25 protein-coding genes and 1 tRNA gene are annotated in these 23845 nt (G+C 71.2%); 6 read left to right on the top strand and 20 right to left on the bottom strand.

The annotated features are described in order from the left end of the window. The first annotated feature begins 12 nt into the window (after nt 1-12). Nucleotides 13-657, top strand: coding sequence for a TetR/AcrR family transcriptional regulator (locus tag ABZ477_RS18490; RefSeq protein ID WP_360136190.1), 645 nt, complete (start codon nt 13-15; stop codon nt 655-657). A gap of 16 nt (nt 658-673) precedes the next feature. On the opposite strand, the gene ABZ477_RS18485 is transcribed toward ABZ477_RS18490, so the two are convergent. Continuing rightward, the gene (locus tag ABZ477_RS18485) at nt 674-883 is read right to left on the bottom strand and encodes a hypothetical protein (RefSeq protein WP_360136188.1); all 210 of its coding nucleotides are present in this window, start codon (nt 881-883) and stop codon (nt 674-676) included. 568 nt (nt 884-1451) lie between these two features. Here ABZ477_RS18485 and ABZ477_RS18480 point away from each other — a divergent pair. Further along, nucleotides 1452-2276, top strand: a complete 825-nt coding sequence (locus tag ABZ477_RS18480) for an expansin EXLX1 family cellulose-binding protein (protein ID WP_360136186.1) — start codon at nt 1452-1454, stop codon at nt 2274-2276. Between the two features lie 39 nt (nt 2277-2315). Here ABZ477_RS18480 and ABZ477_RS18475 read toward each other — a convergent pair whose 3' ends face one another. After that, a complete protein-coding gene (locus ABZ477_RS18475; protein WP_360136287.1) occupies nt 2316-3779 on the bottom strand; it encodes a SulP family inorganic anion transporter in 1464 nt (487 codons plus the stop codon). Nucleotides 3780-3878: 99 nt separating this feature from the next. Then, nucleotides 3879-3955, bottom strand: a tRNA-Pro gene (locus tag ABZ477_RS18470). Between the two features lie 110 nt (nt 3956-4065). Between ABZ477_RS18470 and ABZ477_RS18465 the strand changes: the two genes are divergently transcribed. From ABZ477_RS18465 to ABZ477_RS18455, 3 genes are read left to right on the top strand one after another with little or no spacing between them, the layout of a single operon-like run. After that, nucleotides 4066-4650 (top strand): GNAT family N-acetyltransferase, encoded by a 585-nt coding sequence (locus ABZ477_RS18465; protein WP_360136184.1) that lies wholly within the window; start codon nt 4066-4068, stop codon nt 4648-4650. 44 nt (nt 4651-4694) lie between these two features. After that, nucleotides 4695-5390: a lysoplasmalogenase gene (locus ABZ477_RS18460; RefSeq protein WP_360136182.1), complete on the top strand. Its 696-nt coding sequence runs from the start codon at nt 4695-4697 to the stop codon at nt 5388-5390. After that, a complete protein-coding gene (locus ABZ477_RS18455; protein WP_360136180.1) occupies nt 5387-5758 on the top strand; it encodes an RNA-binding S4 domain-containing protein in 372 nt (123 codons plus the stop codon). Before ABZ477_RS18460 ends, ABZ477_RS18455 begins: the two co-directional genes overlap by 4 nt. Nucleotides 5759-5979: 221 nt before the next feature. On the opposite strand, the gene ABZ477_RS18450 is transcribed toward ABZ477_RS18455, so the two are convergent. Next, a complete protein-coding gene (locus tag ABZ477_RS18450; protein WP_360136178.1) occupies nt 5980-6882 on the bottom strand; it encodes an NUDIX hydrolase in 903 nt (300 codons plus the stop codon). Nucleotides 6883-7004: 122 nt separating this feature from the next. Here ABZ477_RS18450 and ABZ477_RS18445 point away from each other — a divergent pair, with 122 nt between their 5' ends. Beyond that, a complete protein-coding gene (locus tag ABZ477_RS18445; RefSeq protein ID WP_360136176.1) occupies nt 7005-7424 on the top strand; it encodes a GNAT family N-acetyltransferase in 420 nt (139 codons plus the stop codon). A 24-nt stretch (nt 7425-7448) separates the two neighbouring features. Here the strand turns inward: ABZ477_RS18445 and der are convergent, their stop codons facing one another. The 16 genes from der to ABZ477_RS18365 all read right to left on the bottom strand — a co-directional run bounded on the left by der (nt 7449) and on the right by ABZ477_RS18365 (nt 23709). Then, nucleotides 7449-8975 (bottom strand): ribosome biogenesis GTPase Der, encoded by a 1527-nt coding sequence (gene der, locus ABZ477_RS18440; RefSeq protein WP_360136174.1) that lies wholly within the window; start codon nt 8973-8975, stop codon nt 7449-7451. Continuing rightward, nucleotides 8972-9766, bottom strand: coding sequence for a (d)CMP kinase (gene cmk, locus ABZ477_RS18435; protein ID WP_360136172.1), 795 nt, complete (start codon nt 9764-9766; stop codon nt 8972-8974). The genes der and cmk overlap by 4 nt, the downstream gene beginning before the upstream one ends. Continuing rightward, entirely contained in the window at nt 9759-10868 is a 1110-nt protein-coding gene (locus ABZ477_RS18430; protein WP_360136170.1) for a prephenate dehydrogenase, read from the bottom strand. The genes cmk and ABZ477_RS18430 overlap by 8 nt, the downstream gene beginning before the upstream one ends. Continuing rightward, nucleotides 10865-11671, bottom strand: coding sequence for a pseudouridine synthase (locus tag ABZ477_RS18425; protein WP_360136168.1), 807 nt, complete (start codon nt 11669-11671; stop codon nt 10865-10867). The genes ABZ477_RS18430 and ABZ477_RS18425 overlap by 4 nt, the downstream gene beginning before the upstream one ends. After that, on the bottom strand, nt 11668-12264 hold the full coding sequence (gene scpB, locus ABZ477_RS18420) for an SMC-Scp complex subunit ScpB (RefSeq protein WP_360136166.1): 597 nt from the start codon (nt 12262-12264) through the stop codon (nt 11668-11670). Before scpB ends, ABZ477_RS18425 begins: the two co-directional genes overlap by 4 nt. Continuing rightward, nucleotides 12254-13057, bottom strand: a complete 804-nt coding sequence (locus tag ABZ477_RS18415) for a ScpA family protein (protein WP_360136285.1) — start codon at nt 13055-13057, stop codon at nt 12254-12256. Before ABZ477_RS18415 ends, scpB begins: the two co-directional genes overlap by 11 nt. Before the next feature lie 67 nt (nt 13058-13124). Further along, nucleotides 13125-14009 (bottom strand): ParA family protein, encoded by an 885-nt coding sequence (locus ABZ477_RS18410; RefSeq protein ID WP_360136164.1) that lies wholly within the window; start codon nt 14007-14009, stop codon nt 13125-13127. Between the two features lie 148 nt (nt 14010-14157). Next, the gene (gene xerD / locus ABZ477_RS18405; RefSeq protein WP_360136162.1) at nt 14158-15081 is read right to left on the bottom strand and encodes a site-specific tyrosine recombinase XerD; all 924 of its coding nucleotides are present in this window, start codon (nt 15079-15081) and stop codon (nt 14158-14160) included. A gap of 4 nt (nt 15082-15085) precedes the next feature. Beyond that, a complete protein-coding gene (locus ABZ477_RS18400; RefSeq protein ID WP_360136160.1) occupies nt 15086-15655 on the bottom strand; it encodes an NUDIX hydrolase in 570 nt (189 codons plus the stop codon). After that, a complete protein-coding gene (locus tag ABZ477_RS18395) occupies nt 15648-17342 on the bottom strand; it encodes a CTP synthase (RefSeq protein WP_360136283.1) in 1695 nt (564 codons plus the stop codon). The genes ABZ477_RS18400 and ABZ477_RS18395 overlap by 8 nt, the downstream gene beginning before the upstream one ends. 17 nt (nt 17343-17359) lie before the next feature. Continuing rightward, nucleotides 17360-19057, bottom strand: a complete 1698-nt coding sequence (gene recN / locus ABZ477_RS18390) for a DNA repair protein RecN (RefSeq protein ID WP_360136158.1) — start codon at nt 19055-19057, stop codon at nt 17360-17362. Continuing rightward, the gene (locus tag ABZ477_RS18385; protein WP_360136156.1) at nt 19054-20007 is read right to left on the bottom strand and encodes an NAD kinase; all 954 of its coding nucleotides are present in this window, start codon (nt 20005-20007) and stop codon (nt 19054-19056) included. The genes recN and ABZ477_RS18385 overlap by 4 nt, the downstream gene beginning before the upstream one ends. After that, nucleotides 20004-20804, bottom strand: a complete 801-nt coding sequence (locus tag ABZ477_RS18380) for a TlyA family RNA methyltransferase (RefSeq protein WP_360136154.1) — start codon at nt 20802-20804, stop codon at nt 20004-20006. The genes ABZ477_RS18385 and ABZ477_RS18380 overlap by 4 nt, the downstream gene beginning before the upstream one ends. Beyond that, a complete protein-coding gene (locus ABZ477_RS18375) occupies nt 20801-20962 on the bottom strand; it encodes a hypothetical protein (RefSeq protein WP_360136152.1) in 162 nt (53 codons plus the stop codon). Before ABZ477_RS18375 ends, ABZ477_RS18380 begins: the two co-directional genes overlap by 4 nt. A gap of 39 nt (nt 20963-21001) precedes the next feature. Further along, complete coding sequence (locus ABZ477_RS18370; RefSeq protein WP_360136150.1) at nt 21002-22039, bottom strand: HAD-IIA family hydrolase; 1038 nt, start codon at nt 22037-22039, stop codon at nt 21002-21004. After that, the gene (locus tag ABZ477_RS18365) at nt 22039-23709 is read right to left on the bottom strand and encodes a primosomal protein (protein WP_360136148.1); all 1671 of its coding nucleotides are present in this window, start codon (nt 23707-23709) and stop codon (nt 22039-22041) included. Before ABZ477_RS18365 ends, ABZ477_RS18370 begins: the two co-directional genes overlap by 1 nt. Between the last annotated feature and the right edge of the window lie 136 nt (nt 23710-23845).

The raw sequence follows: 23845 nt of genomic DNA, 5'->3' as shown, positions 1-23845 counted from the left end.
ACATTCAATAGCATGGGACGCGTGACGTCAAGTCCTGCAGCGGTCCGTACCCGCAAGCGTCCCGAGGAGCGACGGGAGGAGATCCTGTCGCACGCCGCCGCGATCGCGCTCGACGAAGGGCTCGAGCGCATCACGCTGCGCGCCGTGGCCGAGCGGCTCGGGGTGCGTCCGGGGCTGATAACGCACTACTTCCCCGCCGCGGAGGACCTCGTCATCGAGGCCTTCGTGCGCGCGGCGGTGGTCGAGCGCGAGCACTTCTTCCCCGTGTCGGGTCATCCGCTCGGGCGTCTCGCGCACTTCATCGGCCACATCGAGAGCGGCGCATCCCTGCCGCTCGCCCGGATGTGGCTCAACGCGCGGCACCTCTCGCGCTTCAGCCCTGCCCTCGATGAGGCGCTGCAGGAGCAGGACGCCCTGGACCGCGAGCGCCTCATCGGCATCATCGAGGACGGCATCGCGACGGGCGACTTCCCGATGACGGATGCCGAGACCGCCTGCATCCGGATCCTCATCGCCGTCGACGGCGTCGGCTCCTACGTCAACAGCGCGGTCGAGAACCCGCATCCCGCGCACACGCACGCCGTCGCCGACATCACCGATTGGGCTCTCGGGCTGCCGGCTGGAACGCTGCGAACGGCGATCGCCGCCCAGAGCTGACCCTCCCGACGACTCGTCAGTCCCCTTGTCTAAGCCCGTCGGATATCGCCTGGCGGATCCTCCACACGGGGAAGCCGCTGAGTTCGGCTATCAGGTCGACGTCGAACCCGTGCACGACATATGCCTCCCGCACCGCCCGGATGCGGGTGGGATTGTCGGCGTAGGCGAGAGCGAATTCGGTGGCGTAGCGCTCCCAGACGCTGACTTCATAACCCGGAGCCGTCACGCCATCCTCACCTCATCCCGGGACGGAACTCGCACAAGGGATCACACTGCTGGCGCGATGCTACGACAACCGTGTTACCGCTGTGAGACGCGCGGGTTCCGAGGACGCGCACTCCGCGACGGACGCGCGTCGCTGGGGCGACGGCCTGGCGGTCACGGCGCGGTGTCAGCACCCATCCGATGAGGGTGGCGAACAGGACGACCACGACCCGCCCCTCCTGACCACCTCCCCCGCAGCCTCGGCCTCCTCGCCTGGTCGCCGCGCCCACTGGCACGGTGGGCGCAGGTGGGAGTACTTTGACGCCCAACGCAGCGATGGGGTGAGAGAGTCTGCGGTGCAGCGCGAGCGATCGGGGAGATCGATGCCGGACGACACAGGAGGCGCGGACGAGCCCGCGGGGAGGAGCCGAGGTATGGCGCCGGGTGCGGACTCGGGCGCGGAGGTGACGATCGCTTCGCACGGGCCGGAGGTGCGGGAGTCGGCGGAAGGCTCTGGAGCTGCCGCCTTCGATCTGAGGGTCGTCGCCAGGTTCCCGCCCGGCGCAGATGAGCGGGGGAATACTCCGCAGATGAGTGTCGTCCTGCACACATCGGGGGTCGACCTCTCGCTGGAGTTGCGGGTGGCCGCCGAGCTGAGCGGGTCACCGATCTCGCCGTCCGGTCCGCAGGGGGTCACGCCGCAGCCGGTATCGCAACCGGATGACCCGGCCCCGACCCCGGACGACCCGCCCCCGGTGCCCGTTCCGATCACTCCTGACGGCTCGGCGCCTGACGGCGGCCCGTGGCCGGAGCTGCATGAGGGCGTCGCCACCTGCCTGAGCTTCCTGAAGGGCATTTGCGGATTTCCCGACCCGCATGACGACGCGCTGGTGGGAGCGCTGAACTCCGCCGACTTCAACGGTTCCATGGCGTGCGGCAGCTGCATACGCATCCACGGTCCGGAGGGCTCGGTCGACATCCAGATCATCGACGAGTGCCCCGGCTGCGCGCCGGGCGGCATCGACCTCAACCCAGCCGCGTTCTCCCGAATCGCCTCACTCGTGGCCGGACGGGTCCCGATCACCTGGCAGTACATCCCGAGCCCGGTGTCCGGCCCGATCGTCTACCACTTCAGCGACGCATGCAATCCGTACTGGACCTCCGTGCAGGTCCGGAACCATCGCCACGCCATCGCGTCTGTCCACGTGCAGCAGGGGGGCGACTGGGTGGCGATGGCACGGGACGCAGGGAACTACTTCGTCCAGACGACCAGCCCCGGCGATGGCACGCTCTCGTTCCGTGTCACCGATGCGCTGGGCAACGTGCTCGAGGATTCCGGGGTGCCGGTCATCGCGGGCGGCGATGCGAGCGGCGCGCTGCAGTTTCCGGATTCGGCCGCCGCCGACGGCGAGTGAGGTGCCGCTGACGGGGATGCTGACGACCGCGGCGCACCGTCACCCCGGGGTGATCCCCAGGTGCCCCGACAGCCGGCCGTGGAAGTAGGCGCTGCGCTGATCGAGCCCCTCGATGACGGCGTCGATGTCGTGGCGCTGGTACTTGGTCACGACCGCGTCGAGGGCGGCGACGCTCGACGCGTCCCAGATCTGCGAGTCTCTGAAGTCGATCACGACCTTGGGCGGGTCGACCCCATAGGAGAACCTCTCAACCAGGTCGTTGCTGCTGCCGAAGAAGAGCGGCCCGTGCACCGCGTACCGGGCGACCTCACCGTCGACCGTGCGGTCGACGGTGATGACGTGCGCGACTCGACGGGCGAAGAGCACCATCGCCAGCACGACGCCGACCACCACACCGATCGCGAGGTTGCCGGTGGCGACGACGGCGACGACCGTCACCACCATGACGAGCGTCTCGGGAACAGGCATCCGCCGCAGAGTCGACGGGCGCACGCTGTGCCAGTCGACCGTGGTGAGGGCGACGATCATCATGACCGCCGCGAGCGCCGCCATCGGGATCTGCGCCATGAGATCGCTCAGAAGCGTCACGAAGGCGAGGAGCGCGAGGCCGGCCACGAACGTCGAGATGCGCGTGCGCGCGCGTGCCATCTTCACGTTCACGATCGTCTGGCCGATCATGGCGCACCCGGCGATGCCCCCGTAGAAGCCCGCGAGGATGTTCGCGATCCCCAGCGCCCACGATTCGCGGTTCTTGTGCGACCGGGTGTCGGTGATGTCATCGACGAGCTTCGCCGTGAGAAGGGTCTCCATGAGCCCGACGAACGCGATGCTGAGGGCCGTCGGCCAGATGAGCTGCAGGGTGTCGAGGTTCAGCGGCACGAGAAGGGGGGTGATGCCGGGCAGTGCACCGCCGATCTCACCCTCGTCGCCGACGTTCGGCACGCTGAGCCCCGCGATCATGACGATCGCGGTCACCACGACGATCGCCACGAGAGGCGAGGGCGCGGCCCTCGTGAAGCGCGGGAGCACGAGCACGATCACGACGGTGAGCGCGAAGAGGGGGTAGACGACCCACGGCACGTCGATCAGGTGGGGCACCTGCGCGACGAAGATCAGGATGCCGAGCGCATTGACGAACCCGAGCATGACGCTCCGCGGGATGAACCGGGCGAGCCGGGCCAGTCCCAGCGCTCCGAAGGCGATCTGCACGATGCCGGCGAGGACCACCGCCGGCAGAAGGTACTGCACCCCGTGGTCCTTCACGAGCGGCGCGACCACGAGCGCGACCGAGCCGGCCGCCGCCGTCACCATCGCGGTGCGTCCGCCCAGGACCGACATGCTCAGAGCCAGCACGACCGACGCGATGAGGCTCACCTTCGGGTCGACGCCCGCGATCACCGAGAAAGAGATCACCTCGGGGATGAGCGCGAGAGTCGTGACGATGCCGGCGAGCACCTCGCGGCTGAGCAGAGCGGGGCTCCGGAAGGCGGTCAGAGTGTCGATGTATCCAGGCTACCGAGCGCCGGCGTCGGTCTCGGACCGCCCCGCACTGCGCCGATGCGTGAAGAAGGGGCCGGCCTTCGGCCGACCCCTTCTTCGTTGTGGTCGGGATGACAGGATTTGAACCTGCGACCCCTTGACCCCCAGTCAAGTGCGCTACCAAGCTGCGCCACATCCCGATGCCCGAGCCGGAGCGCGGGCAACTCCCCTATCCTACCCGGTCGATGGAGTGCTCGCGAACCGAGGTGCGCGCCTTGCCGGTGTCGGAGGCCGCGGGTAGCGTGCCCGCATGCCCACCGTGACGATCGAGCCCGCGACATCCGACCGCTTCGACGACGCCCAGCACGCGCTGACCGGCGGGGGCGACGGCCGCAGCTGCCAGTGCCAGTGGTGGACGCTGACGAACGCCGAGTGGCAGAAGACCTCGCAGGCCGAGCGTCAGGAGCTGCTCCGCCACGAGGTCACGGCGGGGCCACCGCCCGCGCTCATCGCGTACGTCGACGGCGAGGCCGCCGGCTGGGTGCGCATCGGCCCGAGGACGAGCCAGATCCGCATCGCGCGCACGAGGATCATCAACGAGAGCACCCGCGAGCCGCTCGAGGACGAGTCGGTGTGGGCGGTCTCGTGCTTCGTCGTGAGAAAGGAGCATCGCGGTTCAGGGCTCACGGCTCGGCTCCTCGCAGCGGCGGTGGACTTCGCCCGCGAGAACGGCGCACGACTCATCGAGGCCTACCCTGTCGACACCTCTGAGTCCCCCAAGAAGCCGTCGAACGAGCTCTACTACGGCGTCCTCTCGACCTTCCGGGATGCCGGGTTCGTCGAAGTCGCCCGCCCCAAGCCGGATCGGGTCGTCGTCGCACTCGACGTCACCTGAACGAACTCGCAGAGCGAGCGCCGGCGCGACCTACGATGGACCGCGTGTCATCCCTTCCCTGGGCTCGGTGGTGGGGCTTCGCGCTGTACGCCGCGATCGCCTTGGTCCACATCGCCGCCCTCGCCGTCGGCGCCGATGCCGTCGCCGCCCCGACCAAGCTGCTCCTGATGCCCGCCCTCGCGGTCGGCGTGTTCGTCGCCGGTCGCGGCTCGCGCTGGGGGCTCGCCTACACGCTGCTCTTCGCCGCCCTCGCGCTCTCGTGGCTCGGCGACGGCGCAGGCACGTTCTTCCCCTTCGCACCCGAGCTGCCCATGATGCTCCTCTGCTTCGGGCTCGCGCACCTCTGCTACATCTGGCTCTTCTGGCGGGTGCTCGCGGAACGTCCGCTCCCGCCGTGGGCGGCCGTCTACGCCGTGTGGTGGATCGGGCTCCTGCTCATCCTGTGGCCGAACCTCGGGGCGCTGCTCATCCCGGTCGCCCTCTACGGCCTCGTGCTCGGCGGGACGGCGGCCGCGGCATCCCGCTGCCATCCGCTCATCGCGTGGGGCGGCGCGTTCTTCCTCGCCTCCGACACGATCCTCGCGTTCCGTCTCTTCACGCCCGACGCCATGCCCGACTGGACGAGCCCGCTCGTCATGATCACCTACTGCCTCGGCCAGGGACTCATCGCGGCCGGCGTCGTCGTCGCCGACGGCCTGCGTGCACGGCGGTCACCGCAGACCGAGGTCGCCGGCGCATGACGGGCGCCCGCGTCGACGCCTGGCTCTGGGCCGTCCGCATCTACAAGACGCGCTCGGCCGCGACGGCGGCCTGCCGCGCCGGCCACGTCCGCGTGAACGGCGAGCGAGCGAAGGCCGCGCAGCCGGTGCGGCCGGGCGATGAGCTGCGCGTGCGCATCTCGGGATTCGACCGCATCCTGGTCGTGAAGCAGACCATCTCCAAGCGCGTGGGTGCCACGCTCGCCGCAGAGGCGGTCGAGGACCGCACGCCTCCGCCGCCGCCGCGCGAGATGACGGCCTTCGTCCCCGTCCGCGATCGCGGCGCCGGCCGCCCGACGAAGCGCGAACGTCGCGACATCGACCGCCTCCGCGGCCGCGACGCCGGGTAGCGGCCGAGACTGGGCTCGTGCGCTGAGCCGCCCGGCTCACCGAGCTGCCACTCCTTCGCGCTACCCGACACCGAGATGCCAGAACTTCTGGCTTCTCGACGCGCGGCGTCACGCACGGCGCCTTTCGGACGACCCGTGTCGCTCAGCGAATAGCCAGAAGTTCGCGCATCCCACTGCCGAGATGCCAGAACTTCTGGCTTCTCGACGCACGGGCCCGCGGATCACTCCGGCAGCAGGTCGAGCAGCCAACGCGTCCCGCGGACGGCAGCCCCGGCATCCTGCACCCGCGCAGCGAGTCCGCGGTCGCTCGTCACGACCGTCACGGCTCGCTCTTCCGCGACGAGGCGCTCGGCCGCGTCCACGATGGCGTCGTCTCCGGATGCCGCGGCCCGCACGACCTCGACATCGCCGGTCGCCTCGACCCCGCGTGCCTGCCCCTCGACGACCGCGACCCATTCGGGGAACCATGTGTGAGCCGGAAGTCCGATGGCCTCTGCGGGAACGCCCGCCTCGCCGAGCCGCGCGACGCGCGACAGCAACCGCCCTGCCGCGCCGGCGCGATCGCGCCACCAGCCGTCCGGCACCGAGCCGACGACATTCGCGACGTCGACGACGACCGCGGGCCGAAGGCTCAGCAGCGGCTCGAGGCCCGTCCAGGACGATGCGAACCCCGGGTGCAGCGGCCGGGTCACGACCTCGGCGGGCGACACCCACGCGAGCTCATGGCTCTCCGGATCGGCGATCCGCGGCTCGAACGGCGTCACGACGTCGCCGACGAGGGTCGTGTAGCTCCAGTAGCCGAGGTCGAGGACGCTCACGAAGCGCGGCCGGATGGCGGCATCCGGAACGCCCGCCTCCTCTGCGGCCTCGCGCAGAGCCCCGTCGGTCGCCGACTCGCCCTCGTGACGCGCACCGCCTGGCAGCGCCCACGTGTCGCCGAAGTGGCTCCACGAGACGCGATGCTGCAGCAGCACGCCCTGGGCCGGATCCACCGCGAGCAGGCCCGCCGCGCCGAAGCGGCCCCAGTACCGGGCGCCGTCGGGGGCGACGACCCACGCGTCGCCCGGATCGCGCGGTCCGAAAGGCCGTCGCGGCTCACCGGGGGCGGGCGGCTCGATCGTCACCCGTCCACACTCTCACACGCGGCCCCGCGCGACGCGGGCGCCGACACAGGGCGACCGCGTTCGGGCCACGAGTGACCCCGCGGCCCGGCGCCGATCGGGCGGTGGATCGGCAGAATGATCCGATGGACCACGAGCTCGACGCCGACCCCGCCCGCATCCAGCGCGACGCCGTCTGGGCCTGGCTCTCGGCCGAGGCGTACTGGGGCCGCTGGCGCCACCGCGCCGACTTCGACGCGCAGCTCGACTCGGCGTGGCGCGTGGTCGGCGCCTACCGCTCCGACACGGGCGAGCAGGTCGGCTTCGCGCGCGCCGTCTCGGACGGCGTCGCGTTCGCCTATCTCGCCGATGTGTACGTCGCGGCGGGCCACGACGGGCAGGGCGTCGCCCAGCGGATGCTGTCGCTCATGATCGACGAGGGTCCGGGGCGCGACTTCCGCTGGACGCTCTTCACGCGCGACGCGCACACGCTCTACGAGAAGTTCGGGTTCCAGGCGCCCGACGCCGCCGCGATGGTGCGACCGGCCGCATCCGGGATGCGCTGAATCGCAGCATCCCGGATTTCCCGATCAGCGCTGTCGCTTCTCGCGCACCCGCATGTTGATGACGATCGGCGAGCCCTCGAAGCTGTACAGCTCGCGCAGGCGCCGCTGGATGAACCGGCGGTAGCCCGGGTCGAGAAAGCCGGTCGTGAAGAGCACGAAGGTCGGCGGCCGCGTCGAGGCCTGCGTCCCGAACAGGATGCGCGGCTGCTTGCCGCCCCGCACGGGGTGCGGGTGCTCGGCGACGAGCTCGGACAGGAACGCGTTGAACTTGCCCGTCGGGATGCGCTGATCCCACGACTCGAGGGCGGTCTCGAGCGCGGGCACGAGCTTGTCGAGGTGACGTCCCGTGCGCGCAGAGATGTTGACGCGCGGCGCCCACGACACGTGCGCGAGGTCCTGCTCGATCTCGCGCTCGAGATACCTGCGCCGATCGATGTTCTCCATGTCGACGTCGTTCAGGCGATCCCACTTGTTGTAGGCCAGCACGAGCGCGCGGCCCGACTCGAGGACGAGGTCGATGATGCGGACGTCCTGCTCGCTGACGGGCTCGCTCACGTCGAGCACGACGACGGCGACTTCGGCCTTCTCGAGCGCGGCCGACGTGCGCAGGGAGGCGTAGAAGTCGGCGCCCTGCTGCAGATGCACGCGGCGGCGGATGCCGGCGGTGTCGACGAAGCGCCACAGCCTGCCGCCCAGCTCGACGATCTCGTCGACGGGGTCGCGGGTCGTGCCGGCGAGCTCGTTTACGACGACGCGCTCCTCGCCCGCGGCCTTGTTGAGCAGCGACGACTTGCCGACATTGGGGCGACCCAGGATCGCGACGCGGCGCGGGCCGCCGATCTCCTGCTTCGCGACGGCCGAGGTCTCGGGCAGGACCTTCATGATCTCGTCGAGGAGGTCCGCGACGCCGCGTCCGTGGATCGCCGAGACGGGCCAGGGCTGGTCGAGGCCGAGGTTCCAGAGGGCGGCCGCTTCGGGCTCCTGCCGCGCGTCGTCGATCTTGTTCGCGACGAGGAAGACGGGCTTGCCGCTCTTGCGCAGGAGCTTCACGACGTGCTCGTCGGTCGAGGTCGCACCGACCATCGCGTCGACGACGAACAGCACGACGTCGGACAGGTCGATCGCGACCTCCGCCTGCGCCGCGACCGAGCGGTCGATCCCACGGGCGTCGGGTTCCCAGCCGCCCGTGTCGACGATCGTGAAGCGGCGGCCGAGCCACTCCGCCTTGTAGGTCACGCGGTCGCGCGTGACACCGGGGGTGTCCTCCACGACGGCCTCGCGGCGGCCGAGGATGCGGTTGACGAGCGCGGACTTGCCGACGTTCGGCCGCCCCACGATCGCGACGACGGGAAGCGCCGGCAGGAACTCGATGCCGTCCTCGCCGAGCGTCACGCCGGCGAGGAGCGCGGCATCCTCGTCGTCGAGCTCGTAGTCGGCCCCGAGCGATGCGCGCAGCGTCTCGGCCCGCTGCTCGGCGAGATCCTCGTCGAGGTGGGCGAGCTTGTCGGCCAGGTGGTCGGGCGTGCCCTCGTACTCTTCTTCGCCGCTCATCGAGCGCCCTCCTCTGCGTCCGGTCCCTGAGAATCCGGTCCCTGAGCCGCCGCCGATCCCTGAGCCTGTCGAAGGGTCGCACCCACGACCTCGAGCACCGCCGCGACCGTCGCGTCGAAGTCGAGCTCGGTCGAGTCGACGACCGTCACCCCGGGTGCCGCCGTCAGGAAGTCGACGACCTTCGAGTCCGACGCATCACGGCGGTGCAGGGCTTCGGCGACCGAGGCCGCATCGTGCGAGGTGAGCTCGGCGCTGCGCCGCGCGGCCCGCACCTCGGGCGCCGCGGTCAGCAGGATCCGCACCGGCGCGTCCGGTGCGACGACGGTCGTGATGTCGCGACCCTCGATGATGACTCCGCGACGACCCGAGTGCTCGACGAGCCACAGGAACAGCGCGTTCAGGAACTCCCGCACGGGTGCCACGCGGGCGACGCCGCTGACAGCATCCGTCACCCGCGGCTCGCGGATCGCGTCCGTGACATCGGTCGCGCCCACCCGCACCCAGAAGGCGTCCGGGTCGAGCGAGATGGCGTAGTCGAAGTCGCCGGTGACCTCGAGCACGGCGGTCGAGTCCGACGTGTCGGCACCGTGCTGAAGCGCATGCCAGGCGAGCGCGCGATACGCCGCGCCCGTGTCGAGGTAGCCGTAGCCCAGCTCGCGCGCCGCCTGCTTCGCGACGCTCGACTTACCGCTGCCGGCAGGGCCGTCGATCGCGACGACGACCGGGTCCTGCGCAGGCGCGTCGGCGGGCTGCTTGAACACGGTCCGCGTGCTGGTCGAAGGGTCAGTCATTGATACTCGCAATCCGCCAACCTCGGGCCTCGAGCCCCTCGGTCGCAGCCCGCACGGCGCTCGGCACGACCGAGATCTCCGCGAGGCCGAACTGTGCGCCCGGAGAGTGCTCCAGGCGCAGGTCTTCCACGTTGACGCCGAGCTCGCCGAGCTCGCCGAAGAGTCGTCCCAGCTGGCCCGGAGTGTCGTCGACCATGACGACGAGGGTCTCGAACCGGCGGTTCTGCCCGTGCTTGCCGGGGAGTCGCTCGACGCCGTCGTTGCCGCGGCGGATCGTGTCGGCAACGGCGCGGCGGGCCCCCGGCATGTCGACGTCGCGGAGCGCCGCAGCCACTTCGGCGAGGTCGGCCGAGAGCGCGTCGAGCACGTCGACGACGGGTGCCGAGTTCGCGCCGAGGATCTGCACCCAGAGCTCGGGGGCGGATGCTGCGATGCGCGTCGTGTCGCGCACGCCTTGGCCCGCGAGCCTGAGCGACCCGTCCGGCGCGTCGACGAAGCGCCCCGCGAGGAGGCTCGCGACGATCTGGGGGACGTGCGAAACGAGCGCGACGGCGCGGTCGTGCTCCTCGGGGCTCATCTCGATCGGCGTCGCGCCGAGGTCGAGCGCGAGCGCCTCGACGAGCGCGAGATCCGAGGCCGACGTCTCCTCGTCGCGGCAGACGACCCACGGGCGCCCGATGAAGATGTCGGCGCGCGCCGCGATCGCTCCGCCGCGCTCACGCCCGGCGAGCGGGTGCGAGCCGATGTACCGTCGCAGGTCGGCGCCGCGCTCGCGCAGGGCCCGGAGCGGCTCGAGTTTGACGCTGGCGACGTCTGTCACGACAGCATCCGGGAAGCGCGCGAGCTCGCGCTCGATGACATCCGCGGTCACGTCTGGCGGCACCGCCACGACGACGAGCGACGGTCGGTCGTCTTCGCGCGCGGCGCGGCCCGCGCCGTAGTCGATCGCGAGGCGCAGCTGCGCAGGCGACGTGTCGTCGAGTGCGACGTCGATGCCGTTGGCGCTCAGCGCGTGGCCGATGCTCGCGCCGAGCAGCCCCGCGCCGACGATGCGCACCGTGCCCTGAACCCGGGCAGACCGCACGCCCGTGGATTCGCTCACCGTGTCTCCTGCTCCCCCGGCGGCCCGTCGGCCGCCTGGCGCGCGAGAGTGAGGAGCGCGCCGCGTTCCACCTTAGTCAACTCGCGGGCCTGGCCCGCTGGGAGGGTTCCCAGGTGCAGCGGGCCGAACTGGCGCCGCACGAGCTCGATCACCGGATGCCCGACCTCGGCCATCATGCGCCGCACGATGCGGTTCTTGCCGGAGTGCAGGGTCAGCTCGACGAGGGACGCACCGTCCTCCGCCCCGGTCGCCGAGCGTGTCGAGGCGGACAGAAGGCGAGCCTTGTCGGCCGCGATCGGCCCGTCCTCGAGCTCGATGCCCTTCGTGAGCCGCTGGATCGTCTGCGGAGCCACCCGGCCCTCGACCTTCGCGATGTACACCTTCGTCACACCGAACGACGGGTGCGCGAGGACGTGCGCGAGCTCTCCGTCGTTCGTCAGGACGAGCAGGCCGCTCGTGTCGGCATCCAGTCGCCCGACGTTGTACAGGCGCTCGGGCCACTCCTTCGTGAAGCGGCGCAGATCCGGACGGCCGCGCTCGTCCTTCATCGAGCTCACGACGCCCCGGGGCTTGTTGAGCATGACGTAGCGCTTGGACTGGTCGAGCTGGATCGCCGTGCCGTCCACGTCGACGAGGTCGTTCTCGGGGTCGATGCGCGAGCCGAGCTCCGTCACGACCGCGCCGTTGACGCGCACGCGTCCCTCGACGATGAGCTGCTCGGCGACCCGTCGCGACGCGACGCCGGCGTTCGCGAGCACCTTCTGCAGGCGGACCCCCTCGGGATCCCGGATGCTGTCGCTCACCGGACCACCTCGTCGAAGCCGTTCGCCCCGTCGTCGAGGAGGGGCGAGATGTGCGGGAGCTCGTCGAGCGAGTTGATCCCGAGGTTGACCAGCAGCGCGTCCGTCGTCCCGTAGTGGATCGCACCCGTCTCGGGGTCAGTGAAGACCTCCGTGATCAGGCCGCGCGCGAGGAGCGTGCGCACGACGGAGTCGACATTGACGGCGCGGATCGATGCGACCTGCCCACGCGTCACCGGCTGCTTGTAGGCGATGACGGCGAGCGTCTCGAGCGCCGCCTGCGACAGCCGGGACGGAGCCTGGGCATTGACGAACTCCGACACGAGGTCGTCGTGCTCCTCGCGCACGTACAGCCGCCACCCGCCGCCGACCTCGCGCAGCTCGAACCCGCGGCGCGGGCCGCCCGCGAGGCCGTCGTAGTCCTCCACGAGCGCCTCGATCGCCTGGCGCACGGCCGGCACCGGTGCGCCGACGGCGGTCGCGAGAGCCACGAGGCTCTGCGGCTCGTCGACGATCAGCAGGATCGCCTCGAGCCGGCGACTGACGGAGGTCGCGGCATCCGTCACCGCCTCGTCGGGCACGGCGTCATCGGTCATAGTCGGCTCCCAGGGTCGCGAGGTTCTCGTCGGACCACCGGTCGGCGGTCCAGCGCAGCGTGAGTTCGCCGAGCGGCTCCAGCTGCTCGAACGACAGAGCGGAATGCCGGTACAGCTCGAGCACGGACAGGAAGCGCGCGACGACGACGCCCGGCTGCGACACGCCCGCGATCAGCTCGCGGAAGCTCATCGCTCCCGCACCGCGCAGCAGCGTCACGACGACCGCAGCCTGCTCGCGGATGCTCACGAGCGGCGCGTGCAGGTGATCGAGTCCGACGTGCGGCACCTCCTTCGGCGTCATCGCGAGCACGGCGAGGGCGGCGAAGTCGTCGACGCTCAGGGTCCAGACGAGCTCGGGCTGGGCGTTCCGGTACTTCGCGTCGAGTCGCACCGAACGGGTGTGCCGCCGGTCCTCGCGCCGCAGGCACCGCTCGAACCACGCCGACACCTCCTTGAAGGCGCGGTACTGCAGGAGCCGGGCGAACAGCAGGTCGCGCGCCTCGAGGAGCGCGACGGCCTCCGCATCGACGAGCTCGCCCTGCGGCAGCAGCCCCGCGACCTTCATGTCGAGGAGCGTCGCGGCGACGACGAGGAATTCGGAGGCCCGCTCGAGCTCCTCCTCCGGATCGAGCTGGCGCAGGTACGCGATGAACTCGTCCGTCACCTTCGACAGCGCGACCTCGGTGATGTCGAGCTCGTGCTTGGAGATGAGGGTCAGCAGCAGATCGAACGGTCCGTCGAAGACGCCGAGCGAGACGCGGAAACCGCGGTCGTCCTCGCCCGCGCCGGGCACACCCTCGACAGCGGGCGCGTCCTCGGCGCCGCGCGAGTCCTCGGTCTCTGAGCTCGTCGAAGGGTCCTCAGGCGACAGCGCCACGAGCGACCAGCTCCCGGGCCAGCCTCAGGTAGGCCTGGGCGGCCGCGTGCTCGGGCGCGAACTCCGTGATCGGCATCCCCGAGACCGAGGCGTCCGGGAACTTCACGGTGCGCCCGATGACGGTCTCGAGCACATCGTCGCCGAACGCCTCGACGACGCGCTCGAGCACTTCGCGCGAGTGCAGCGTGCGCGGGTCGTACATCGTAGCGAGCAGGCCGTCCAGCGTGATGGTGGGGTTGAGGCGGTCGCGCACCTTGTCGATCGTCTCGATGAGCAGCGCGACGCCGCGCAGCGCGAAGAACTCGCACTCGAGCGGGATGACCACGCCGTGGCTCGCGGTCAGGGCGTTGACGGTGAGCAGGCCCAGCGACGGCTGGCAGTCGATGAGGATGACGTCGTAGTCCGGCGACACCTTGCGCAGGACCCGCGACAGGATCGTCTCGCGCGCGACCTCGTTGACGAGCTGGACCTCGGCGGCCGACAGATCGATGTTCGCCGGGATGAGGTCGAGGTTCGGCGTCGCCGTCGAGACGATCGCGTCGCGCGGGTCGCGCTTGCCGTCGACGAGCAGGTCGTACACGGTCAGAACGTCATGCGTCGGGATGCCGAGACCCGCCGACAGCGCACCCTGCGGGTCGAAGTCCACCGCGAGCACCTTGCGGCCATAGCCGGCGAGCGCGGCCGCGAGGTTGATCGTCGTCGTGGTCTTGCCGACGCCGCCCTTCTGATTGCACAGCGAGATGATGCGGGCGGGGCCGTGGGAGTCGAGCTTCGGGGGCGTGGGGAAGCCCTGATAGGGGCGACCGGTGGGGCCGATGGGCGTGTCCTCTTTCAAGGCCTTCGCTGCGCCCGTCTTTGTGCCCGCCACCGAATCTCCTGCTCTCACGGTTATCCGGTTGATTCTACCCACGCGGCCGCTCACCGCCCGCGAGACTTCACGAATGTCCGCGAATCGCGCCCGGCGCGTGACATTCGCGAAGTCTCGCGGCAGAGGTGCTCAGCCCGCGCGGGCGCGGTCAGCGTGCGCGAGGGTGCGACGTCGCGTAGACGTCGCGCAAGGCGTCGACCGAGACGTGCGTGTAGATCTGCGTCGTCGCGACCGAGGCGTGGCCGAGCAGCTCCTGCACGACCCGGACGTCCGCCCCGCCCTGCAGCAGATGCGTCGCGAACGAATGGCGCAGGGTGTGCGGCGAGACGTGCGCCGTGAGCTGTGCGCGGTCGGCGGCGTGCTGGATGACGAGCCACGCGCTCTGCCTCGACAGCGGTGCGCCGCGCGCCCCCAGGAACAGCCGGGGCGTCGCCGTCCCCCTTCGCGAGAGCTCGGGCCGCGACCGCACGAGGTACGCGTCGACGGCGGCGCGCGCGTACGACCCGATCGGGACGATCCGCTCCTTCGAGCCCTTGCCGCGCACACGGAGCACGTCGCCGTGCGCGAGATCGTCGACGTCGAGCTGCACCGCCTCGGACACCCGCGCGCCGGTGGCGTAGAGCAGCTCGAGCAGCGCGCGATCCCGGATGCCGATCACATCGCTCAGGACACCCTCCGACGGGGCAGGCCCCGACGCGTTCAGCAGGCGCTCGACCTGCTCGATCGTCAGTGCCTTGGGCAGTCGCCGCGGGAGCTTCGGCGGCCGCAGCCGCGCCGCCGGATCGTCGGTCTCGATGCCCTCCCGCGCGAGGAAGCGGTGCAGGCCGCGCACCGACGACTGCAGGCGGGCGACAGAGGATGCCGCGGGCCGGGGCAGCGCCGACGCCCGGTCGGCGACGAACTCGGCGACGAGCGTCGGCGTGATGTCGTCGGAGTCCTCGCACCCGCGGGCCGCGAGCCACTCGACGTACGCCGCGAGATCGCGTCGGTAGGCGCCGACGGTGTTGTCGGACAGCCCGCGCTCGATCGCGACGTGCCGCAGATACGTGTCGACCGCGCGCTCGAGCCTCACCGACTCAGCCCCGGCGGAGCTTCTCCGCGGCCGCGAGCACTCCGACCGACAGGATGCCGTTGCGCAAGCGCCCCTCGAGCACGCCGGTGACAGCATCCTGAAGCGGCACCCACTCGACGCGTATGTCGGCCTCCTCCGCCTCGCGCGCGTGCGCCTCTCCGACCGGTCGCAGTCCCCGCGCCAGGAAGAGGTGCACGACCTCGTCGTTGCCGCCGGGGGTCGTGAAGATGCTCACGAGCTCCTGCCAGTCGTCGGCGTGGAGGTCCGCCTCCTCGACGAGCTCGCGCTGCGCCGTCTCGAGCGGCGTCTCGCCGTCGATGTCGAGCAGTCCGGCCGGGATCTCCCAGTCGCGATGGCGGATGGGATGCCGATACTGCTGGATGAGCAGCACGCGCTCGTCGTCATCGACCGCGACGATCGCCGAGGCGCCCGGATGGTCGACGTACTGCCGGACGAGCTCCGCGCCGTTGTACCGGAACGAGTCGCTGCGGACGTCCCACACCCGGCCCTCGTACACGAGGTCGCTGGCGGTGACCTCGGCCTCGACCGGCTCGTCGCGCAGCGCCTCAGTCACTCTCGACCTCGAACAGCTCGCTCGCGCGGTGGCGCTCGAGGGCGGCGCCCACGAGACCGCGGAAAAGCGGGTTCGCGTCGGTGGGACGCGAGCGCAGCTCGGGGTGCGCCTGCGTCGCGATGTAGTACGGGTGCACGTCGCGCGGCAGCTCGACGTACTCGACCAGGTCGAGATCGGGGTTCAGGCCCGAGAACACGAGCCCGGCCTCGGCGATCTGGTCGCGGTACCGGTTGTTGACCTCGTAGCGGTGGCGGTGACGCTCGGATGCTGTCGTCGAGCCGTACACCTCGGCAGCGATCGAACCCTCGGCGAGCGCCGCGGGGTACAGGCCCAGGCGCATCGTGCCGCCCATGTCGCCCGACTCGAGGATGTCGACCTGCTCCTCCATCGTCGCGATGACGGGATGCTCGGTGTCAGGGTCGAACTCGCTGGACGAGGCCCCCTCGATCCCGGCGACATGGCGCGCGTACTCGATGACGATGCACTGGAGGCCGAGGCAGATGCCGAGGGTCGGGATGCCCTGCTCGCGCGCGAACTTCAGCGCGCCGATCTTGCCCTCGATGCCGCGGATGCCGAACCCGCCCGGGATGACGATGCCGTCCAGCGTCCCCAGGGCCTTCTCGGCGCCCTCGGGCGTCTCGCACTCGTCCGAGGGGATCCAGCGGATGTTGACGTGGGTCTCCTGCGCGAACCCGCCGGCCTTGAGCGCCTCGGTCACCGAGAGGTAGGCATCCGGAAGATCGATGTACTTGCCGACGAGGCCAATCGTCACTTCGTGCTTGGGGTTGTGCACGGCCTGGAGAACGCGCTGCCAGCGCGACCAGTCGACGTCGTCCGCCTTCGACAGGCCGAGCGCGCGCACGATGTAGTCGTCGAGGCCCTGCTCGTTGAGCATCGACGGGATGTCGTAGATGCTCGGGACGTCGACGGCGTTGACGACCGCGTCCTCGTCGACGTCGCACATGAGCGCGATCTTGCGCTTGTTGGCCTCGGTGACGGGCCGGTCGCTGCGCAGGACGAGCGCGTCCGGCTGGATGCCGATGCTGCGCAGCGCCGCGACGGAGTGCTGCGTCGGCTTCGTCTTCTGCTCCCCCGACGCGCCCATGAACGGGACGAGCGAGACGTGCACGAAGAAGACGTTCGCGCGGCCGAGCTCGTGGCGGATCTGACGCGCCGACTCGATGAAGGGCTGCGACTCGATGTCGCCGACCGTGCCGCCGATCTCGGTGATGATGACGTCCGGCTTGGGCGTCTCGTCGGCCTGCAGGCGCATGCGGCGCTTGATCTCGTCCGTGATGTGCGGGATGACCTGCACGGTGTCGCCGAGGTACTCGCCGCGGCGCTCGCGCGCGATGACCTGGGAGTAGATCTGGCCCGTCGTGACGTTCGCGGCCTGGCTCAGCTCGATGTCCAGGAAGCGCTCGTAATGGCCGATGTCGAGGTCGGTCTCGGCGCCGTCGTCCGTCACGAAGACCTCGCCGTGCTGGAACGGATTCATCGTTCCGGGGTCGACGTTGAGGTAGGGGTCGAGCTTCTGCATGACGACCCGGAGACCGCGCGCCGTGAGGAGGTTGCCGAGGCTCGCCGCGGTCAGACCCTTGCCCAACGAGGAAACGACACCACCCGTCACGAAGATGTGCTTGGTGGTGTCGTTCGAAGTCGTTCCCGTTGCGCCTGAAGTCTGCATCACGGGCTTTTACCCTATCAGGCCGAGTCCGTGCGAAGGCTGAGCAACTCACGGGCGTGCGTGAGCGCGGCATCCGAATCGGGCATGCCCGACAGCAGTCGAGCCATCTCGGCTTCGCGGTCGGCGCCGTCGATGCGGCGGACATCGGATGCTGTCACCGACCCGTCGCTCGCCTTGACGACCGTCAGGTGGTTGCCCGCGAAGGCGGCGACCTGCGCGAGGTGCGTCACGGCGATGACCTGGGATGCCTCGGCCAGGCGCGCGAGGCGCCGGCCCACCTCGATCGCCGCGGCGCCGCCGATCCCGGCGTCGACCTCGTCGAAGACGAACGTCGGGACGGGGTCCACCCCGGCGATGACGACCTCGATCGCGAGCATGACGCGGCTGAGTTCGCCGCCGGACGCCGTGCGCGCGACGGGGCGCGGCTCGGACCCCGGATGCGGGGCGAGGAGGATCGCGACGTCGTCGCGCCCGGACGAGGACTCGGGCCCGGGCGTGACCGCGACGACGACCCGAGCGTCGGGCATGGCGAGCGCGCGCATCTCGGTCGTGACCGCGGCGCCGAGGCGCTCCGCGGCCTCCGTGCGCGCCGCGGTGAGCGACGCTGCGGCCTCGTCGAGAGCGGATGCCGCGGCATCCCGCTCCGCCGTGAGCCGTTCGACGCGATCACCGTCGTCGTCGAGCTCGGCGAGCCGGGCGGAGCCGGTCTCGAGGAGCGCGATCGCGGCGTCGAGCGACCCGTGCGCGCGGACGAGCGCCCCGAGCACGGCACGACGCTCCTCGACGGCCGCGAGCTCGTGCGGGCCGGACTCGTCGAGGTCGGCGAGGTAGCCCGCGAGCGACGCGGCGAGGTCGGCAGCGCGGTAGCCGAGCTCGGCGGCCTGCGACGAGAGCTCGTCGAGTGCGGGGTCGCTCGCGGCGCCCCGCTCGAGCGCGCGGCGCGCCTCCGCGAGCAGCGTGCCGACATCGGGCTCGTCCCGCTCGCCCGACAGGGCGTCGTGCGCGGTCGCCGCGGCAAGGCGCAGCTCTTCGGCGTTCGCGAGCCGCTCGGCGCGAGCCGCGAGCTCGGCGTCCTCGCCGGCGACAGGTGCCGCCTGCTCGATCTCGGCGATCGCCGAGCGCAGCTCGTCCGCCTCACGGGCACGCGAGTCGCGGTCCGTCGTGAGGGAATGCAACTCGTGGTCGACCGCGCGGAACCGTTCGTACGCGCCGCGATACGCCAAGACGCTCCGCTGCACGGCGTCGCCGCCGAAGCGGTCGAGCGCGTCGCGCTGCGCCGTCGCGGACCGCAGCCGCAGCTGGTCGGACTGGCCGTGCACGACGACGAGCTCGTCGGCGAGGTCGGCGAGCACTCCCGCCGGAGCCGACCGTCCGCCGACGGTCGCGCGGCTGCGGCCCTCGCTCGAGATCGTGCGCCCGACGAGGAGCTCGGCGCGGTCGGCGCCGACGGGCTCGAGGTCGCCGCCGGCTTCTCGGACGCGATCGGCGACGGCCCCCTCGGCAGGCACGAGCCACACGCCGTCGACGGATGCCTGTCCCGCCCCGGCGCGCACGGCGCCGGAGTCGGCCCGCTGCCCCAGGAGCAGGCCCAGGCCAGTCACGACCATCGTCTTGCCGGCGCCGGTCTCACCCGTGATCGCGGTGAACCCGGGGCCGATGGGCAGGGTGGCCTCTGCGATGACGCCGAGGTCGCGCAGGCGCATCTCCTCGATCACTCGCGCCCCTCCTGCTCCGTGGAGACGGGGGCGGTGAGGGCCGACGGGCCGCGCCAGCCTTCGACGGGGAGCCGGAACTTGCGCACGAGCCGGTCGGTGAACGACGCAGGGTGCAGCCGTGCCAGTCGCACGGGTCGCTCGGAGCGGCGCACGACGACGCGGGCACCCTGGGGCAGGTCGAGTGAGCGGCGCCCGTCGCACCACAGGACCCCCATGCCGAGGTTGCGCTGGAGGAGCTCGATCGCGACGGCGTGCTCGGGCCCGACCGCGAGCGGCTTGGCGAAGAGGGCGTGCGCCGAGAGCGGCACGACGGCGATCGCCTCGACGGTCGGCCAGATGACGGGTCCGCCCGCCGAGAAGTTGTAGGCGGTCGAGCCTGTCGGGGTCGACACGACGACGCCGTCGCACCCGAATGTCGAGAGCGGCCGGCCGTCGATCTCGATGACGACTTCGAGCATGCGCTCCCGGCTCGCCTTCTCGACCGTCGCCTCATTGAGAGCCCACGTCTCGTACAGGACCCGGTCCGAGGCATCCTTCACCCGCACCTGGAGCGCCATGCGCTCCTCGACGCTGTAGTCGCGCGCGATGACGCGCCGCACGGCGTCGTCCATGTCGTCGCGCTCGATCTCGGCGAGGAAGCCGACGTGTCCCATGTTGATGCCCAGCACGGGCGCGGTGCCCTCGCGCACGAGCTCGGCGGCCCGCAGGATCGTGCCGTCGCCGCCCAGGACGATCGCGAGCTCGATCTCGTCGATGCGGACGTCCTCGCCGAGCGTCGCCACACCGTCGAGATCGTCGAGCAGCGGGCCGAGCTCGGCCCCGTCCTCGGGCGCCAGGACGGGTCGAGCGCCCGCCGAGCGCAGCGCCGTCAGGACGCGCTGGGCGGCCTCCACGGTCTCCGGCCGATGGGCATGCGCGACGACGAGGATGCTGCGATCTGCGTCGGTCATCGGGCTCCCGCCAGTCGGTTCACCGTGCTCAACCATTCTGTCGGATTGCTCCCCCGCCCCGGCGCGAGGTGGGCGACGTACTCGGAGTTGCCGTGCGTCCCGGCGATCGGGGAGGAGACGAGGCCGAGCGTGCCCAGGCCGGCATCCCACGCCGCCCACAGGACGCGCTCGACCGCGTCGACGCGCAGCGTCGGGTCGGTCACCAGGCCGCCCTTGACGGCTGTGCGCCCGACCTCGAACTGCGGCTTGACGAGGAGCACGACATCCGCGTTCTCGGCGCAGACCGCCGCGACGGCGGGAAGGACGAGCTCGAGCGAGATGAAGGACAGATCGCCGGTCACGACCGACGGCGGTCCCTCGATGCCGCTCGACTCCGCGAGTGCCTCGCGCGTCATGTACCGGACGTTGAACCCCTCAACCGAGATGACCCCGGCATCCTCCGCGATCTCGGGCGCGAGCTGGCCGTGCCCGACGTCGACCGCGATGACGGGGTCAGCGCCGCGTTCGCGCAGCACCTGCGTGAAGCCGCCCGTCGAGGCGCCCATGTCCAGCGCGAGCCGCCCGCGCGGGTCGACCTCGAATGCGTCGAGCCCCGCGATGAGCTTGTGCGCGGCGCGACTGACGTAGTGGTCGGCACCCGCGACGACGAGCTCCGCGTCGTCGGCGACGGGAGTGGAGGCCTTGACGACGACTCGGCCGTCGACCGATACGAGTCCACCGCTGATCAGCGTCGCTGCGTGCGTGCGCGACCGTGCGAGACCGCGCTCCGCGAGCGCAGCATCCAGACGTCGTGTCATGGACGGGATGCTGTCGGCCCCGAGTCGAGCTGCCGTGCGAGCCCCTCGGCCAGCGCTTCGTACGCCGTCGCCCGGGTCGCCAGCGGCTGCGCCTCGATCACCTCGAGCGCCGAGACCAGATCGGCGCGCGCATCGGACGGAGGCTCGGGATGGTCCATGCGTTCAGGATACGTGGCCCGCCCCCGATCGCCGGGGAGTCACGGGCGGTGGAACGGATCCGCGTAGAGCCGCTCGGGAACGCGGAACCCGTAGATCGCGCGACCCGTGTCCCAGATCGCCTTGGCACCCGCGCGCAGCAGATCGATCGGCCGGTCGCCTTCGGAGAGGATCCGGACATCGGGCCCGTCGATCCGCACGCTCGCACCGCGCACCGTCACGACCCCGTCGCGCACCCGCGCCTCGGGGTACGGCTCGTGCAGCTCGCGCAGGTCGCTCAGCAGATACGTCGGCTGCGAGTCGGCCCCCGCGGCGAGGATGTGCTTCGGCCGGTCGATCCCCGTCAGCACGAGGGCGGAGGGCAGCCCCGCACGATTCGCGCCGAGGATGTCGGTGTCCAGCCGATCGCCGAGGAACAGGGGGTTGGCCGCGCCGAAGCGGGCGACGGCCTCATCGAAGATGGGGGTCTCCGGCTTTCCCGCGACGGTCGCGAGCCGGCCGACGGCCGTGTGCACGGCGGACACGAGCGTGCCGTTCCCCGGTGCGACGCCCCGCGCCTGCGGGATCGTCCAGTCCGTGTTCGTCGCGATCCACGGGATGCCGCCCTCGTCCTCGGGGACCTTCAGCGCGTAGGCAGCCTCGGCCAGCTGCAGCCAGCCGACCTCGGGTGCGAACCCCTGCACGACGGCCGCCGGAGCGTCGTCGGCGCTGCGCGTCACGACGAATCCCGCCTTCTCGACCTCGCTCACCAGGCCCTCGCCGCCTACGACGAGGATCGTCGAGCCGGCGGGAACGAGCGGCACGAGCAGGCGCATCGCCGCCTGCGGGCTCGTCACGACTTCGGTTGCGGCGGTCGGGAGACCGAGCTCGCTCAAGTGCGCCGCGACCGAGGCATCGGTGCGGGATGCGTTGTTCGTGATGTACCCGAGGCGCCGGCCGTCGCGCGCGCGATTGAGGCTCTCGACGGCGTGGGGAAGCGCACCCGCTCCCGCGTAGACGACGCCGTCCAGATCGGCCAGCACGACGTCGACATCGTCGAGCGGGGCGCGCTCGGCGGCCCGGCGCGAGAAGAGCGCCATCAGTCCTCCTCGTCGGCGTCCTCGACGCCCGCCTCGACGAGCAGCTCGTGCACCTCGTCCTCGATCGACGGCTCAGGCTCAGGGGCGGACGGATGCTGTCCCCCGGCCGCGTCCTCGTGTTCGGGCTCCTGGAGTGCGCCCTCGTCCTCGGCCTCGCCCTCGTCCTCGTCCTCGTCCTCGGCCCCGCCCTCGTCCTCGTCCTCGTCGTCCTCACCGTCGGTTTCGCCCGAGGCCTCGTCGTCTTCACCGTCGGTTTCGGCCGAGGCGTCGTCGTCCGACTCCTCGAAGACTTCGTCGACGAACACGACCTCGAGATCGCCGGCGCCGGACGCCTCGTCGAGCGCGTCGGCCGCGACGACCGCGCGCCGCTGCCACTCATGCGCCTCGTCCTGGCGACCGAGCTCCTCGAGCACGGACGCGCGCGCCGCGAAGAGCGCGGGGCTCCACTCGAAGGCGCGGTCCGGGTCGACCTCGGGAAGGTCGAGCTCGGCGAGGGCGCGCTCGGGCTCGCCGAGATCCAGCCGCGCACCCGACATCGCGATGGCGAGGTGCACGCGCACTTCGAGCGAGAGCGCGCTGCGGTCAACCGCGCGACCGACCTCGAGCGCCCGATCGGCGCGGCCGACGCCGCGCTCGCTGTCGACCATGAGCGCGATCTGGTCGTCGCGTCCGGAGATGCGACGGTAGGTCCGCAGCTCGCGGAGGGCCAGGGCGTAGTCGCCCGTCGCGTACGCCGTGATCGCGACGGTCTCGCGGACGACAGCGATGCGGCCGGCGCGGCGCGACGCCGAGATGGCGTGGCGGTGGGCGAGCTCGGGGTCCTCGTCGATCAGCTGTGCCGCCATCGCGAGATGACGGGCGACCCACTCCGCGTTCTCCTTGCTCAGCGTCTTGAGCTCGTTGCGGGCGCTCGGGTGCAGGTCCTTCGGTGTGATCTCTTCGGGGATGACGGGATCGTCGTGCCGCTCGCGGATCGGCCGCAGCTCTTCCGGTCTGGTCGCGCGGTCGGGACGGTCCGCGCCGCCGCGCGTCGGGCGCGGCGGCTTGCCGTCGCGCGCAGCGCCGTCGCGCGCAGCGCCGTCGCGCTTCGCGTAGGGGCGGTCTCCCTCGCGCTTCGCGTAAGGCTTCCGGTCGTCGTCGCGCCGGCGGTACGGACGGTCGCCGTCCCGCTTCGCGTACGGGCGGTCCCCCTCGCGCTTCGCGTAAGGCTTCCGGTCGTCGTCGCGCCGGCCGTAGGGACGGTCGCCGTCATGCTTGGCATACGGCTTGGAGTCACCATCCCGCTTGGCATAGGGCCTGCGGTCGCCGTCCCGCTTGGCGTACGGCTTCGATTCGCCGTCGCGCTTCGCGTACGGCTTCGATTCGCCGTCGCGCTTCGGGTACGGCTTCCGATCGTCGTCGCGCTTGCCGTAAGGACGCTCGCCATCCCGCTTGGCGTACGGCTTCGAATCGCCATCGCGCCTGGGGTAGCTCTTGCGGTCGGCGTCTCGTGCGCCGTACGGCTTCCGATCGCCGTCGGGCTTGGGATACGGCTTCTTGTCGCCGCTGCTCTTCCCGTACGGGCGCTTCTGTCCGCCCGTCGAGCCCGACGGACGCGACGCGCGATCGGCGCGATCATTCGTCCGGGGGCGAGGCTCGCGCTCGTCGCCTGCCGAATGTGAATCTGTCATGTCTGGGTCCTCCCGGCTGCTGGCCTGGCGGGCGACCACGTCGTTAACGTGAAATGGCCACCCAGCGTTGGGTGGCCATTTCTCGAAAGAAGTCCGGCGGTGTCCTACTCTCCCACAGGGTCCCCCCTGCAGTACC

The sequence above is a fragment of the Microbacterium sp. NPDC019599 genome, from assembly GCF_040632175.1.
In the GTDB taxonomy this organism is placed as follows: Bacteria; Actinomycetota; Actinomycetes; order Actinomycetales; family Microbacteriaceae; genus Microbacterium.
The sequence above is the reverse complement of the archived record's forward strand: the minus strand, read 5'-3'. Positions and strand labels throughout refer to the sequence as shown.